The following is a 15,972-nucleotide window of genomic DNA, read 5'->3' on the forward strand; positions in this document are numbered from 1 at the left end:
AAGCGCGCTCCTACAGCGGGATCGGCGCCGCTACGAAATTTCGGGGCTGACAAAAACCGGGGGAGATGATGAGCAGCGCAAGGCTTTGGGCCGCCCTTGGCCGACGGGATGTACCGGAAAAATAAGGAGTTCCGGCCGTTCAAACGACCGTTTATCCAGATCAACAATGCCCAGGCAATGGGACGTGGCAAAACGCCAAAGCAACTGCGATGCTGGCGGGCCATCGTGTGTGCTCACCGCAATGGATGCATTGATGCGCTGTGGCTCAAGCCGCTGCAATATGCGCCGATAAATCAAGTGTAAGAAGCCATCCGCCCGTTAGCTGCCGACCCTGTACAGGGCGCAGCGACGCTCGCGAGTGCAGTCAATGAGATTGTTGTCCATGACATCGCCGCTGTTGCTTCGTCAACTACTTCCAGCGCTGCTAAGCGCTGCCTTGCTGTGCCTGCTCGGGGCGCCTGCCTCGGCATCCGACGTGCCGCCGGCGATCCGCATCGTCACCGAAGAACTGCCGCCCTACAACATGACTCAGGACGGCAAGCTCACCGGCATGAGCACCGAGGTGGTCCAGGCGGTGCTCAAACAGGTCGGCGTGCAGGCCAGCATTCAGTCGATGCCCTGGGCGCGGGCCTACGACCTGGCGCTGCATGGCGAAAACATCCTGATTTATTCGATCACCCGCAGCCCAGCTCGCGAATCGCTGTTCAAGTGGGTGGGCAGCATTGCGCCGTGCCGCTGGTATTTGTTTTCTTACGCCAATCACCGCCTGACGCTGCAGCAACTCGACGATGCCAAGCGCTTCCAGACCGCAACCGTGAACGAAGACGTCGGCGAGCAATACCTGATCAGTAAACAATTCAAGGTCGGCGTGCAATTGCAGAGCAGTAACCGCTACGAGCTCAATTACGAAAAGCTCAAGCTCGGTCATGTCGACCTTTGGATATCCGACGAACTCAACGCCCGATATCTAGCGCGTAAGGCCGGTGATGACCCCTCCAGCGTGCTGGTGCAGTCTTTGCGTCTGCCTGAACTGGAAGACAGCGGCGGCTTCAGCATGGCGTTCAGCAAGAAGACGCCGGACGCGATGGTGAAGCGTTTTCAAGAGGGCCTCCAAGCCATTCGTGACAACGGGACCTATGACGCGATTGCCCGGAAGTGGGATTGAGCATGCTGACAGAGTCCGACACCCCATTGCAGGCAAACCCGGAGTTACTGCCGCAAACCGGCTCGCTGGCGCGGCGACTGGTAGTAGCGACACTCGCGTTCTGCGTGCTGTTTACCGTGGCGACGGTAGCGGTGCGCACCTGGTTTGCCTGGAACAACAACCTGGCGACGATGAATGCCGAACTCACGCTGATCGATCAGGTGTTTCAGGGCACGTTGTCCAAGGCCGTCTGGGAAATGGACAGTGACGCGTTGCAGGCTCAGGTGGACAGCGTGGCGCTGGCGGCGCCGGTCGGTCGCGTGGAGTTGAAGATCGTGCGCCCCGGACGAGTCCCGGAGGTGCTGGAACGCAAACGGCCCGGCCACGAAGGCTCAAACCTGGCGCCGGTGCTGCACCGCCAACTGACCGTTGCTCCCTACCCCGGCGCCAACGAGGTGGTCGGCGAGCTGACCATCGAGGGCGATGAAAGCCTGCTGTGGACGCGCCTTTGGCGTGAAGTGGCGATCATCATGCTGACCCAGATCATTCAGTCGCTGGCGCTGGCCGGGCTGATCATGGGCATGTTCAACCGCTCGGTGACGCTGCATGTACGGCACATCGCCCGACATTTGAGCCAACTGACGCCCCAGAATCTGACCCAACGGCTGACCCTGGAACGCCGCCGCAAGACCGGCGATGAGCTGACCTTGCTAGAAGCCGGGGTCAACGATCTGCAGGACAAACTGGCCACGCACCTTGAGCGTCAGGCCCGTGACGAAGTGGCGCTGTCTGCCAGCCGCGACCATTTGGCCCAACTGGTGGAGCAACGCACCGCTGAGTTGCAGGCGGCCAACACCCGGCTTGAAGCGCTGTCGCGTTTCGATCCGCTGACAAGCCTGGCCAACCGCCGGCATTTCGACGAAATCAAAGAACTTGAATTCAACCGCGCCTTGCGCCACCAGCAGCCATTGTCAGTGCTGATGTGCGACATCGATTTTTTCAAGCTTTACAACGACACCTATGGCCACGCCATGGGCGATCAGTGCCTGCGCGACGTCGCGTTGATCATGAGCACGTTGTTTACGCGCTCCGGCGAGTTGGTGGCGCGGCTGGGCGGTGAAGAGTTTGCGGTATTGCTCCCGGGCTTTGACGAGTTGCAGGCACACGCGGCGGCTGAGCATCTGCGCCAGATGCTCAGCCGCAGACAACTGCGTCATGGCGCCTCGCCGATCTCGCCGTTTATTACACTGAGCATCGGCATTGCCGAGCTGAACCGAGGCACGATGGAGCGTTTCGATCAGTTGCTGCAAAGCGCCGACAAAGCGTTGTATCGCGCCAAAAGCCAAGGCCGGAACAGGAGCGTGAGCTGACATGAGCGCTTTTTCGAAGTATTGCGTCAGCCGTTGCGCAAGCCTTGTGTGCGCAGCCCTTCTGGGGATGACCTGCACGCCGACGCACGCCGCCCCCTTGCAGGTTGTCACCGAAGACTCTTCCTACAGCTATCTGGAACACGGCAAGGTGGTGGGGTCGGCCAGTGTCATCGTTGAGCAGACGCTGGCTTTGGCGGGTATTACCGATTACCGGATGACGCTGTACCCGTGGGCCCGCGCCTACAACATGGCGCGCCTGGAATCCAACGTGCTGATCTACCCGATCATCCGCAGCGCCGAACGCGAGGCGCTGTTCAAATGGGTCGGCGAACTGGATCAGGTCACGCCGGTTTTCTACAAACTGCGTGAGCGCAAGGATGTACGGGTCAAGGAGTTGTCGGACGCCAAGCTCTACAGCGTAGGGGTCGTTCGCGATGACGCCCGGCAGCAATACCTGGAACGCAAGGGTTTCACCAAAGTGGTGGTGTCGGCCAACAACCTGGACAACCTGCGCAAGCTGGTCAGTGGTCAGCTGGAACTGGTGCCCATGCCCGAACGTGAGGCGCGAGAACAATGCGAAGACCTGCATATCGCGTTTGAAGATCTGGAAGCGGTTTACACCTTGGACGAGCTGTCCAAAGGCCTTTACATCGCCCTGAGCCAAACCACCCCCGACGACACCGTTAAACGCATCCGCCAGGCATTCGAGACGCTCAAGGCCGATGGCAGCCTGGCCAAGGTGTTGGCCCAACAGTCGCGTTGAATTGTATAGGCCAATACCCCGGATTTGATCGTCCCCACGCTCCGCGTGGGGATGCAGCCTCTGACGCTCCGCGTCACCTGGACGCAGAGCGTTCACCACTGCGTTACCACGCAGAGCGTGGGAACGATCATTATTACTCCAGCCCAGAGGACGCAGCCTTACACCATCGGTGAACTCACAAATATCTCTAGCTTCTCGGCCTGCGCGCTGAATTGCGCCAGCAGCGGATAATCCTGCGCTGATGCCTGATCCGGCACCACCAATTGGATGAATCCCCACGCCACGGCCACGCTGATGCCGTCCTGACCAATAAGTGCGTCACACGCAAGCGGCCTGCGCGTCAATTCGGCTTCGATCTCTGCGCAGGCGCATTTGAGTTGCGAGCCCACGCGATCAAGCCAGGGCGCATGCTGAATCTCGGCAGGCCGTAAATTGCGCTCATAGTAAATCTGCACCGCTTTCTCAAAGGCCACCATCGCCAGCCCCGTCACGCGCAACACCTGAACACGTTCCGGCAGCCCTTGGGGCATTAGCCCTCGCCCGGGCCCGACCAGGCTCTCCACGTAATCCAGAATCAGTGACGACTCCATCAGCACCACCCCGTCATCGGTCACCAGCGTCGGCGCCTTGACCAGCGGATTGATGGCCTTGAATTGCTCGATCCCGCGAAACACCGAAATCGGCTCATGCTCGAATGCGACACCCATGCGTTTCAGACTGACAGCGACCCGCCGAACGTAGGGCGAATCCAGCATACCGATGAGTTTCATGTGCTCTCCTTTTCTCGATCATTTCCAATGATTGACTACGCTTGAAACAACTCCCGATCCAGCCACAGGTTGGCACGGCCCATAAGCAAATTCTTGGACAAACGCGCTTGCAACGGCGGTCGTTCTGGCCAAATGAGCATAATCGAAGGGCGAGCGTTGCGGGCTTCACGAGTTATTCACATTTGATCTGAAAAACTTTGTAACAACACCTTCCCCATGCTTCATCAGCTGAGCCATCGAACCGCGCACAGGTCTCCCGGACCTTGACGACGCAGAACGGTGCGCGCCCGCTTCGCCGTGATCAGCGCTCTATATGGAAATGAAATCGATGTTCAAACGCCTTACCTCTACCCGTCTGGTGCTGCTGTTTTCACTCTGTCTTGTTGCGTTTTACAACGTTGCCACCTGGCATGCGCTCGTCGGCCTGACCGAGCTGCAAGGGATCAAGGCCCTGGCGTTTCAGGTGTCGTTTGCGTTTTTCCTGTGGGCCGCTTTCACGCTGCTGCTGATCCCCTTCTCGTTCCGTCCAACGCTCAAGCCAGTATTGAGTCTGGTGGCGCTGTGCTCTGCGGCGGCGGCGTATTTCATGGGCAGTTACGGCATCGCCATCGACACGGTGATGATGCAGAACGTACTGGAAACCAATCCTGCTGAAGCCAGCGCCTTGCTCAGCGCCAAGCTGTTGGGGTATCTGCTGGTGCTCGGCGTGCTGCCGATCGTGCTGATCTGGTGGGCGCCCGTGACCTATCGGCGGGTGCTGCCAGGACTGGTCAACAAGGTGCTGGTCGCCATTGGCTGCGTGCTGGTGATTGCGGTGTCGGTGGGCGCGTTCTATTCGACCTACGCGCCGATCTTTCGCGACGAAGACAAACTCACGCACTTCATTAATCCAACCAACTACGTATACGCCCTGGGCAAGCTGACCAAGCAAAGCGTCGCGATCAAGGAAACCCTGAAAGTCCAGACCGTTGGCGCCGATGCAGCCCTGAGCCCGCAAGCGCAGCAGCGTCCGAAGAAAAGCCTGATGATCTTCGTGGTCGGCGAAACGGCTCGCGCCGATCACTTCTCGCTGAACGGTTACGGGCGCGAGACCAATCCTGAGCTGGCTAAACTGGACATTCTCAACTTCACCCAAGTGCAATCCTGCGGCACGTCGACGGCTGTCTCGGTGCCGTGCATGTTCTCGAAATTTCCGCGCACCGATTACAGCGACAAAAAGGGTAAAACCTACGAAGGCCTGCTGGACATTCTCCAGCGGGCGGGCCTGAAGGTGGTGTGGCTGGACAATAACAGCGATTGCAAAGGCGCCTGTTTGCGCGTGCCCCACAGTGACATCCCGAAGAACCAGCCGAGCCCGTTCTGCGACGGCACCCATTGCCTGGATGAATCGCTGCTGGTGGGGCTACAGGACTACATCGACACCCTGCAGGACAACGCGATCATCGTCCTGCATTCCGACGGCAGCCACGGTCCCGAATATTACGACCGCTATCCCCAATCCCTGGAGCGTTTCACCCCGGTCTGTCACACCAATCAACTGGGGAGCTGCACCTCGGACGAGCTGAAAAACGTATACGACAACACCATTTTGTACACCGATCATTTCCTGGCGCAGACCATCGAACTGCTCAAGCGCAATCAGGACAAGGTCGACACGTCGATGATTTACGTGTCCGATCACGGTGAATCCCTGGGCGAAAACGGCGTTTACCTACACGCCGCTCCGTATGCCATTGCCCCGGCTGCGCAGACCCACGTGCCAATGGTCATGTGGTTCGGCAACCAGACGCTCAAAGACGCCGCCGTCGACCTCAAATGCCTGCAAGCCAAGCGCGACCAGCCTGACCTGAGCCACGATTACATGTTTCATTCGGTGCTGGGTTTGCTCGGTGTAACGACGGCGGAGTATCAGCCCAAGCTGGATATATTCAGCAGTTGCAGGAGCGGTGGGTGATTCCCAATATTTGATCGTACCCAGGAATGTGGGAGCGGACCTGTCCGCGAAGACTGCTTGTCAGGCGCAAGAAATGCGCTTGGTGTACCGGCCTCTTCGCGGACAGGTCCGCTCCCACTGGAGTTGCGTTGGAACCACATTTTAGTGGTGCTGCCGATCCAATATGGGTCCGTACAGCACGGTCCTCAGTCATGCGCCTGGGACAACGGCCGCGCCACTTCTTCGAGGGATTTGCGCTCCGACGCTACGCCCCAGATCGCTTGCACGGACGCCGCAATCAACATCAACGCGCAACCGATCAGGTAGCCGATGAACACGTTGCCGCGATCATGGCTGTCGATCAATTCGCCGAACAGCGTCGGCCCGATGATCCCGCCTAAACCGGTGCCGAAGGCGTAGAACACGGCAATGGCCAGGGCACGAATTTCCAGCGGGAAGGTTTCTGCCACGGTCAGGTAGGCCGAACTGGCAGCTGCCGAGGCGAAAAAGAAGATCACCATCCACGCGATGGCTTGCTGGGTGACCGTGAGTAATTCCTGCTGAAACAGGTAGCCGCTGATGGCCAGCAGGACACCGGAAATGGCGTAGGTCAGGCTGATCATCACGCGTCTGCCGATGACGTCGAACAGCCGCCCCAGCAAAAGCGGTCCACAAAAATTACCCAGTGCCAGCGGCAACACGTACCAGCCGATGTGCGACGACGGTACGCCGTAGAATTCGGTCAGCACCAGCGCGTAGGTGAAGAAGATCGCGTTGTAGAAAAACGCCTGAGCAGTGAGCAGTGTCATCCCGACTAATGCGCGCTGGCGATAGCTGACGAACAGCGTCTGGAAAATTTCGCTCAAGGGCGTGTGATCCCGAGCGTGCAGGCGCAGGGGTTTGCCGGTGGGTGCTGGCAGTTCATGGCCCTGTTCGCGAAAACGCTTTTCGATATTCTCGACAATCTGCGTCGCCTCCTCGGTCTGGCCATGGATCAACAGCCAGCGCGGGCTTTCCGGCAGCCAGAGCCGCATCACCAATATCAGCAAACCGAGCACCGCGCCTATACCGAAGCACAGGCGCCAGCCCAGATCGCCGCCGATCCAGCCGGGGTCCAGCAACACAATCGAGCCAACGGCGCCAATGGCTGCGCCGATCCAGAAAGTACCGTTAATGGTCAGGTCCACCCAGCCACGAAAGCGCGCCGGGGTGAACTCCTGAATGGTTGAATTAATCGCCGTGTATTCGCCGCCGATGCCCATGCCGGTGAGAAAGCGAAACAGCATGAAGCTCCACAGGCTGAAGGAAAACGCCGTGGCTGCGGTGGCGCTGACGTACAGAATGAGGGTGATGAAGAACAGTTTTCGCCGGCCGAGACGATCGGTCAGCCAGCCGAAGAACAACGCTCCCAGCACCGCACCGAAGATGTAGGCGCCGCCCGCCAGACCGATGTCGCTGTTGGTGAGATGCAGGACCGGGCTGTCTTTCAGCGCGCCGGATACCGAGCCAGCCAGCGTGACTTCCAGGCCGTCGAGCAACCAGGTGATGCCCAGCGCAATCACCAGCAAAGTATGAAACCGCCCCCACGGCAGACGGTCCAGCCGCGCCGGAATGTCGGTCTCAAACAACTCGCCGCGAGTGTCCGCCTGCGCGGAGATACTGGTGGTCGCCATGCGCTCATCCTCACCGTCAGGCCGTGGCAGCCTTTGGGTTCAGAGTTCGGGGGCTGCCAGGGAGTTCAGCGAAAGCGATCACCTTTGCGATCCTGACATCCTGTAGGAGCGAATGTATTCGCGATCCTGACATCCTGTAGGAGCGAATTTATTCGCGATCCTGACATCCTGTAGGAGCGAATTTATTCGCGAGGCAACGTTTCAGGCGATAAAGATGCATCAGCAGAACCGGCCGCTCGCGAATAAATTCGCTCCTACAAACCTTCACAGATCAACTCACCCAAAAATACATCAGCGTCAGGTTGGCCACCGAGATCAGGCCGAACAACCCCCACGCGAGGATTTTGGTGGTTGTGCTGTTGGCGAACGGCCCCATCAGCTGTTTGTCGCTGGTGAACTTAATCAACGGCCACAACGCGAACGGCAGTTGCAGGCTGAGCACGACCTGGCTCAGCACGAGCATCTTCCCCACTGCGCCGTCACCGAACCAGATCACGCCGATGAACGCCGGAATCAACGCCAGTCCCCGGGTAATAAGGCGCCGCTGCCAGCACGGAATCTTCGCGTTGAGAAACCCTTCCAGCACCACCTGCCCGGCGATGGTCCCGGTGAAGGTCGAACTTTGCCCGGCTGCCAGTAAGGCGACGCCGAACAACACGCTGGCCAATGTGCCGCCCACCAACGGGTCGAGCAGGTGATAGGCGTCCTGAATCTCTACCACCTCGGTATGCCCAGTGCCATGAAACGCCGCCGCCGCGAGAATCAGAATCGCGGCGTTGATGATCAGCGCCAGGGTCAGCGAACCAATGGTGTCGACCCGGGCGTATTTAATCGCACTGGCCTTGGCCGCTTGGGTCGTGCCGTTGACTCGGGTTTGCACCACCGATGAGTGCAGATACAGGTTATGCGGCATGACAGTGGCGCCAAGAATGCCGATGGCGATGTACAACGGCTCTTGATTGCTCAGCACGTCCCACGACGGCTTGAGCCCGGCCACAACGTCCGGCCAGAACGGTTTGATCAGCGCCAGCTCAATAAAGAAGCACGTCGCGATGGTGACGATCAGCCCGAGAATGATTGCTTCAAGACGTCGAAAATTAGCGCCTTGCAACGCCAGCACGATGACCGTATCGAAGGCCGTCAGCGCTACACCGGTGGTAATCGACACACCCAGCAGCAGATGAAACGCCAGCGCAGCGCCCAGCACTTCTGCCAGATCCGTCGCCAGAATCGACAGTTCCGCCAGTATCCACTGCCCTTTCGCGACATTGGGGCTGTAGCGCTGGGCCGACAACTGCGCAAGATCCCGACCCGTGGCGATGCCCAGGCGCGAACAGAGGTTTTGCAACACCATGCCCGACAGGCTGGCCAGCACCACGACAAACAGCAGCGAGTAACCGAAACGCGAACCCGCTTCAATGGCCGTAGCCCAGTTACCAGGGTCCATGTAGCCGATCGAGATCAACAGCCCGGGCCCGACGAATAGCATCATTTTGCGGGCGAATGAGGCGTTGGCCGGAATGGCGACCGTGTCAGTCACAGCGGATGGGCAAAACGGGGCTGTGGCGGTGGTGGGGAGTTTGTACTTCACGGGAATCCGATGGCTGATGGCAACAAGCCACGGAGCTTAAACGCGCAGAAATGTTTTGTCTCGATTCCGTTACCATGGCCGGTCCCACGGAACTGGAACTTCGACATGTCTGCTTCTGCACAAACGGCCGCGAAGACGGCTAATGGCTCCGACGGCATTGACCCGGTGCGGGCCGCGCACATTTCGGCGCGCATTGATCGCCTGCCCGCTGTTGCCACACTCTGGAAACTCGTTGCGCTGCTGTCCATCGGCGGCTTTTTCGAGCTGTACGATCTGTTCCAGACCGCCTACATCAGCCCAGGCCTGATTCGCGACGGGCTGTTCGCCACCGGCAATCAGGGCGTGTTCGGTTTCTCTGATCAGGCGGCGTTTGCGTCCGCGACATTTCTGGGTCTGTTTCTGGGCGCCAGTTGCCTGAGCCCCATCGCAGACCGCTTCGGCCGTCGGGCGATTTTCACCTTTGCGCTGATCTGGTACACCGTCGCTACCGTGTTGATGGGCATCCAGACTTCGGCGCTGGGCATCATCTGCATGCGCTTTCTGGTGGGCATTGGCTTGGGGATTGAGCTGGTGACCATCGACGCGTACCTCTCGGAACTGGTGCCCAAACGCATGCGCAGTTCGGCGTTTGCCTTCGCCTTTTTCGTGCAGTTTCTTTCGGTGCCGTCGGTGGCGTTGATGTCTTGGTGGCTGGTGCCGCAAGCGCCGTTCGGGATTTCCGGCTGGCGTTGGGTGGTGCTGGCGAGCGCCGTGTTTGCGCTGTTTATCTGGTGGCTGCGTTCACGTTTGCCCGAGTCCCCGCGCTGGTTGGCGCAACACGGACGCTTCGACGAAGCCGAGCGGATCATGGATGACCTCGAGGCGCGCTGCGTCAACGACCTGCAACGCAAAGAGCCCGGCAAAACCCTCGACGAGCCCGAGACCCACACCGTGACGGTAGAAGGCAAAGGCCGCTTCGCCGACATCTGGCAGCCGCCCTACCGCCGCCGCGCATTGATGCTGATTGTGTTTCATGTGTTCCAGGCCATCGGCTTTTTCGGTTTTGGCAACTGGCTGCCGGCGTTGCTGTCCGGTCAGGGCGTCAGCGTCACCCACAGCCTGGCATATGCGTTCGTTATCACGCTCGCCTACCCGCTTGGGCCGCTGCTGTTCGTCAAGTTCGCCAACCGTTTCGAGAATAAATGGCAGATAGTCGGCTCGGCGTTGGGTGCGATGATCTTCGGCACCGTGTTCGCCCAGCAGACTACCCCGGTGGGGCTGATCTTCTGCGGCGTGATGATCACCTTCTGCAACGCCTGGCTGAGCTTCAGCTATCACTCGTACCAGAGCGAACTGTTCCCCACCAACATCCGCGCTCGGGCAGTGGGTTTCTGCTATTCGTTCAGCCGGTTGTCGACGGTGTTCAGCAGCTTGCTGATCGGTTTCTTCCTGGACCACTTCGGCACGCCGGGGGTGCTGACGTTTATCGTCGTGAGCATGCTGATCGTGATGATCACCATCGCCACGTTCGGACCGAGGACGCGGAACCTGGCGCTGGAGGACATTGCGCATTGACGGTGGGTGGCGAGGCGGCCGATTTCTTGAGACACAGATAGACCTGTGGGAGCGGACCCGTCCGCGAAGAGGCCGGAACATCCAGCCCATCTGTAGCGCCTAATACATTGCCTTCGCGGACAGGTCCGCTCCCACGGTGGATTGGCGGTGCTTGTGCAATCCCACTCACCGAATCCCGAGCCGCTTGGCCAGGCGGCTCAGGTTTGCGCGATCAACGTTCAGCTCTCGCGCCACGTCTGCCCACTTGCCCTGATGGCGCTCCAGCGCTTCGCTGATGAGGATGGTTTGGTAGGCGTCCACCGCTTCCTTCAGTCCTTCGCCGGGTTTGATGATGGGCGCGATGCCGTTGATCGCGAGGGTGGGTGCAGGTACAGAGGCGCCCTCGTCAAGGCCCAGCGCGGCAGCCTCGATGGTCAGGATTCGCGGACGCTCAGTGTGCCCCGACAACGCCTTCAGTACGCCACGGCTGATCAAGTGTTCCAGCTCGCGCACATTGCCCGGCCACGTGTAATCCACCAGCATCTTTTGCGCCTCGGCGCTCATGCGCAGGCTGCGCAGTCCCATGCGGGCGCGGTTTTCTTCGAGAAAAAAACCGGCGAGCAGCAGCACATCGCGGCCCCGGTCGCGCAGCGGCGGCACCAGCAGCGGGTAAACGCTCAGGCGGTGATATAAGTCAGAACGAAAGCGCCCTTCCTTGACCTCTTGCGCCAGGTCGCGGTTGGTGGCGGCAATGATCCGCACGTCTACGTGGTGCTCCTGATCAGAACCCACACGCTGCAACTGCCCGCTCTGCAAAACCCGCAGCAGTTTGGCCTGCACCGGCAGTGGCAGCTCGCCCACTTCATCGAGGAAGATCGTGCCGCCATGGGCCAGTTCGAACTTGCCGCTGCGGCCACTGACCGCACCGGAGAACGCGCCCTTCACATGACCGAACAACTCGCTTTCCACCAGCAGTTCCGGCAACGCCGCGCAGTTGAGGCTGATCAGCGGTTTGTGCGCCCTGGGCGAGCTGAGGTGGATGGATTCGGCGACCAGTTCCTTCCCCACCCCGGTTTCGCCGGTGATCAACACGGTCAGCGGGCTGTTGCCGACCAACTGGATTTCCTGCTGCAGACGTTTGTGCACCGCGCTTTGGCCGATCAGCTCCCGTGGGCCGCGCCCTCCGGCGGCGCGTTTGTAGACTTCAGCCAGTTGACGCTGGTCTTCAAAATTGCGCGACAGCTGATTGATCCGCTCACTGGCCGTTACCGTGGCCGCCGCCAGGCTGGAAAACGCTTGAAGATTGTCCAGGTCCAGCGCGCCAAAAGTTGAGGGGTCCAGAGAATCCAGAGTAATCACGCCCCAGGGTTTGTCCTGCACATACAGCGGACACCCCAGGCAATCGTGGACTTCCAGGTGGCCGTGATGACCATCGACGAGGCCGTCGTAAGGGTCCGGCAGATCGCAGTCAGTGGAGAAACGCGTCGGACCGCGATGTTCCAGGATGATCTTGAGCCGGGGATGCTCCTCCACCTTGAACCGGCGCCCGAGGGTGTCAGGACTCAACCCTTCTACTGACATCGGCACCAGCACATCGCCGTCGAGCTTTAACAGCGCAACCGCATCGCACGGCAGCAGTTGGCGCAAGGACCGCAGCAGGCGCCGATAGCGCTCTTCGTCCGGCAGTTCCCGGGACAGGTCGGCCACCAGGGGCACCAACGCCAACAGCAAGGGATTCGTCATAACGACCTCAAAGGCGGACTGATCCACAGAACGTCCAGCTAACGGTATTTAAATCGCGGTCATTATGACAGCGCGGCACGTTAAAACGACAGCACGCCGCTCAGGTCGTTACGACACAGCGCATTTAACCCATTGATTTAAAAGCCCGATGGAATTGGCACGTTTCCTGATAAAGGCTTGATACCGGCGAGCAGTTGCCTCGTCATCATCGATTCAGGAGTAACGGCCATGTTCGATTTCTTCAACAACCCAATCAATGTGCTGTCCCTTTCGACTCGCGTCCTGTGGACTGGGCTGATCATGCTGCTGACGGGCATCCTCGGCGCTTACGTGCTGGACCTGCATTTGAATCTGGTAGGCCTGGTCAGCCTGCACGCCATGACCATTGTCGGGCCGACGCTGATCAAGATCGGTTACGTCATGCGTCTCCTGGCACAGCACAACCTGCGTAAAGAAAACGGCATTACCCTGATGCACATCGCCAAATAACAGTCATCGCAGGCTCGCCAAAAAGTTGCCAGCGCAGTGTTTCATTATTGAAACGGCTAGTTTCGAAAATGCCACTTCAACGTGTAATAAATTCTGACGTCAGGTCACTGTCGTCTTCACCGCCGCTGTTTAATTTAAATGAGTCGGAAAAAAAACAATTGTGACTATAGTCGAGTCGACCTCAAAGGAGCACTCACTATGGCCAGAATTCAGGGACGAGTTCTCGAAACTTATCCGCCGCTGGTAGTTGATCTGGATGGCACTTTGCTGCGTTCTGATCTGCTGATGGAAACAGCCATGGCGTTCGTCAGAAGCCAGCCGCTCAAAGCCTATAAGTTGCTGGGCTGGCTGCTCAAGGGCAAGGCAGCGTTGAAAGAAGGCCTCGCGCTGGAGACGCAGATTGATGTGTCGGTGCTGCCCTACGATCCGCAGATCATCGAGCTGATAAAGGCCGAAAAAGCCAAGGGCCGCATGATTGTACTGGCCACTGCCAGCCATGTCAGTCTGGCGGAAAAAATTGCCGAACATCTTGAGCTGTTCGATCTTGTCCTGGCCTCTAACGCCAATCGCAACTTGTCCGGTAATAACAAACGCGACTTGTTAGTGGCGCACTACGGTGAAGGTGGTTTCGACTATCTGGGCAACTCAAAAGATGATTTGCCGATCTGGGGCGTGTCGCGCCAGGCCTATTTAGTGAACCCCGATTCAGGTGTGGAACAGCGCATAAAAGCTGTGCGCGAGATCGAGCCGGTCATTCACTCCAATACCCCTTCCCTGCGCGACTGGCGCAAAGCCTTGCGCATGCACCAGTGGCTGAAAAACGCGCTGGTGTTCGTGCCGTTGCTGGCGTCACATCGCATCAGCCAGTTCGAACTGGTGCGGGACGGCGTCCTGGCGTTTCTGTTTTTCGGGGTGTGCGCCTCCAGCGTTTATATCCTCAATGACCTGCTGGACCTGTGCGACGACCGCCACCACAAGAGCAAATGCAACCGCCCGTTCGCCAGCGGAAAACTGTCGATCAAGGCCGGACTGTTACTGGTGCCGACCTTGCTCGCGTTGTCCTTCGGTGGCGCGCTGATGCTGTTGCCCTGGCAATTCTCGGCGGTCATGGCGGCGTATTACGGCCTGACGCTGGCGTATTCGTTGCACCTCAAACGCATGATGGCGGTGGACGTGATTGTGCTGGCGATGCTCTACACCGCGCGCATCATCGCCGGCGTCGCCGCGTTCAACCTGACGCTGACGTTCTGGATTCTCGCCTTCTCAATGTTTATGTTCTTGAGCCTTGCGATGGTCAAGCGCTACGCCGAACTGCGCGATGCCCGGGCCCGAGAGGTCAACACGATGGCCCGCGGACGCGGCTATTATCCGGGGGATCTGGACATGATCGCGTCTCTAGGCGCCTCGTCCGGGTACCTGGCGGTGATGGTTCTGGCGCTGTACATCCAGGACGCCGCCACCACCGCGCTGTATGGCACACCGCACATCATCTGGCTGGCGTGCCCGCTGCTGCTGTTCTGGGTCACGCGGGTATGGATGTTGACCCATCGCGGCATGATGAACGACGACCCGGTGGTGTTCGCCATCCGTGACCGCACCAGCCAGCTCATTGGCGCCGCGTTCATGATGATGTTCTGGATTGCCGCATGAGTACGCCGTTGTATTCCTGGGGACGCTTCCCGCGTACACCGCAGCGCGGCCATCGTTGTGAATGGCTGGACGATTTGCCCGCGCATCTGGATCGGGTGATCGACAGCCACCAGAGCAGCCTGCCCTTCGGCAACGGTCGCAGTTACGGCGACAGTTGTCTGGCCAGCAGTAATGAAGTGCTGCACATGAATGCCCTTGACCGGTTGATCGGTGCTGACTGGCTGGCTGGCACCGTGCGTGTCGAAGCGGGTATTACCCTGGCCGCCGTGCTGGCGGTGGCGATCCCCAAGGGCTGGTTTCTGCCAGTCACCCCCGGCACCCAATTTGCGACCATCGGTGGTGCCATCGCCAACGATGTTCACGGCAAGAATCACCACGTACGCGGCACTTTTGGCCGTCATGTGCGCAGTTTTGGTCTGTTGCGCCAAGGCGAGGGCTCGATCACCTGTTCTCCCAGCGTTAATACCGAGCTGTTTGCGGCCACCATCGGCGGCCTTGGCCTGACCGGTGTGATCGAGTGGGCGGACATCCAGCTGATCCCGATTCGCGCCAGCCAGATTGATTTCACGGTGCAGCGCTTCGGCAATCTGGCGGAATTTTTTGCGCTGTCCGCCGAGCTGGATGCACAGCATGAATACAGCGTGGCATGGGTCGATTGTCTGGCCAAGGGCGCCGAGACCGGCCGCGGCGTGTTCATCGTCGGCGACCACGCGCAATACGGCTCGCTGGAAGTCGGCCAGCGCTCGAAACTGAGCATGCCGGTGACGCCGCCCGTGTCGCTGATCAACAAGCTGTCGTTGAGCGCGTTCAACAACGCCTACTGGCGCCTGCACCCCAGCCAGCGCACGCAGAAACGCAGCCGGTACGAGCCGTTTTTCTACCCGCTGGACCGGGTGCTGCACTGGAACAGGATTTACGGTCGGCGCGGCTTTCAGCAATACCAATGCGTCATCCCCGATGCCACTGCCGAAGTTGCCATGGGCGAGTTACTGGCAGCCATTGCCGACTCCGGTCAGGGATCTTTTCTTGCGGTGCTCAAGCGCTGTGGCGACATCAGCTCGCCGGGGCTGCTCTCATTCCCCCTGCCAGGTACTTCGCTGGCACTGGATTTCCCCCAGAGCGAAACCCTTGAAAACGTTGTATTCCCGCGCCTGGACGACATCGTCCGGGCAGCCGGAGGCCGCTTGTATCCGGCCAAGGATGCCCACATGAGCGGCGCTGATTTTCGTCAGGCGTACCCCGCCTGGGAGCAATTGGAAGCGCTGCGCGATCCCTCCCTGATGTCCCGTTTCTGGAGACGCGTGATCTTATGA

12 protein-coding genes are annotated in these 15,972 nt (G+C 59.5%); 8 read left to right on the top strand and 4 right to left on the bottom strand.

The features are described 5' to 3' along the window. The first annotated feature begins 382 nt into the window (after window positions 1-382). The 3 genes from ACWKWM_RS18640 to ACWKWM_RS18650 are packed head-to-tail and all read left to right on the top strand — an operon-like array spanning window position 383 to window position 3,277. Window positions 383-1,165 carry a substrate-binding periplasmic protein gene (locus tag ACWKWM_RS18640; RefSeq protein WP_483847549.1) on the top strand — a complete coding sequence of 261 codons (783 nt, stop codon included), beginning with the start codon at window positions 383-385 and terminating at the stop codon, window positions 1,163-1,165. A gap of 2 nt (window positions 1,166-1,167) precedes the next feature. Next, the gene (locus ACWKWM_RS18645; protein WP_483847550.1) at window positions 1,168-2,514 is read left to right on the top strand and encodes a GGDEF domain-containing protein; all 1,347 of its coding nucleotides are present in this window, start codon (window positions 1,168-1,170) and stop codon (window positions 2,512-2,514) included. A gap of 1 nt (window position 2,515) precedes the next feature. Continuing rightward, window positions 2,516-3,277 carry a substrate-binding periplasmic protein gene (locus ACWKWM_RS18650; protein ID WP_483847551.1) on the top strand — a complete coding sequence of 254 codons (762 nt, stop codon included), beginning with the start codon at window positions 2,516-2,518 and terminating at the stop codon, window positions 3,275-3,277. 158 nt (window positions 3,278-3,435) lie between these two features. On the opposite strand, the gene ACWKWM_RS18655 is transcribed toward ACWKWM_RS18650, so the two are convergent. Further along, window positions 3,436-4,047 carry a glutathione S-transferase family protein gene (locus tag ACWKWM_RS18655; protein ID WP_483847552.1) on the bottom strand — a complete coding sequence of 204 codons (612 nt, stop codon included), beginning with the start codon at window positions 4,045-4,047 and terminating at the stop codon, window positions 3,436-3,438. Window positions 4,048-4,366: 319 nt separating this feature from the next. Here ACWKWM_RS18655 and ACWKWM_RS18660 point away from each other — a divergent pair, with 319 nt between their 5' ends. Then, the gene (locus ACWKWM_RS18660) at window positions 4,367-6,001 is read left to right on the top strand and encodes a phosphoethanolamine transferase (RefSeq protein ID WP_483847701.1); all 1,635 of its coding nucleotides are present in this window, start codon (window positions 4,367-4,369) and stop codon (window positions 5,999-6,001) included. Window positions 6,002-6,186: 185 nt separating this feature from the next. Here ACWKWM_RS18660 and ACWKWM_RS18665 read toward each other — a convergent pair whose 3' ends face one another. Then, window positions 6,187-7,653 (bottom strand): MFS transporter, encoded by a 1,467-nt coding sequence (locus ACWKWM_RS18665; protein ID WP_483847553.1) that lies wholly within the window; start codon window positions 7,651-7,653, stop codon window positions 6,187-6,189. A 271-nt stretch (window positions 7,654-7,924) separates the two neighbouring features. After that, a complete protein-coding gene (locus ACWKWM_RS18670; RefSeq protein ID WP_483847554.1) occupies window positions 7,925-9,244 on the bottom strand; it encodes an Nramp family divalent metal transporter in 1,320 nt (439 codons plus the stop codon). A gap of 105 nt (window positions 9,245-9,349) precedes the next feature. Between ACWKWM_RS18670 and ACWKWM_RS18675 the strand changes: the two genes are divergently transcribed. Then, on the top strand, window positions 9,350-10,798 hold the full coding sequence (locus ACWKWM_RS18675) for an MFS transporter (protein ID WP_483847555.1): 1,449 nt from the start codon (window positions 9,350-9,352) through the stop codon (window positions 10,796-10,798). Between the two features lie 165 nt (window positions 10,799-10,963). On the opposite strand, the gene norR is transcribed toward ACWKWM_RS18675, so the two are convergent. Beyond that, entirely contained in the window at window positions 10,964-12,520 is a 1,557-nt protein-coding gene (gene norR, locus ACWKWM_RS18680) for a nitric oxide reductase transcriptional regulator NorR (protein ID WP_483847556.1), read from the bottom strand. 228 nt (window positions 12,521-12,748) lie between these two features. On the opposite strand from norR, the gene ACWKWM_RS18685 reads away from it, so the two are divergent. From ACWKWM_RS18685 to ACWKWM_RS18695, 3 genes are all read left to right on the top strand, one after another. Further along, window positions 12,749-13,009: a transmembrane sensor/regulator PpyR gene (locus ACWKWM_RS18685; RefSeq protein ID WP_483847557.1), complete on the top strand. Its 261-nt coding sequence runs from the start codon at window positions 12,749-12,751 to the stop codon at window positions 13,007-13,009. A 198-nt stretch (window positions 13,010-13,207) separates the two neighbouring features. Further along, window positions 13,208-14,659: a UbiA family prenyltransferase gene (locus ACWKWM_RS18690; protein WP_483847558.1), complete on the top strand. Its 1,452-nt coding sequence runs from the start codon at window positions 13,208-13,210 to the stop codon at window positions 14,657-14,659. Further along, window positions 14,656-15,972, top strand: coding sequence for an FAD-binding oxidoreductase (locus ACWKWM_RS18695; protein ID WP_483847559.1), 1,317 nt, complete (start codon window positions 14,656-14,658; stop codon window positions 15,970-15,972). Before ACWKWM_RS18690 ends, ACWKWM_RS18695 begins: the two co-directional genes overlap by 4 nt.

Source organism: Pseudomonas rosaeacicularis (assembly GCF_057128745.1).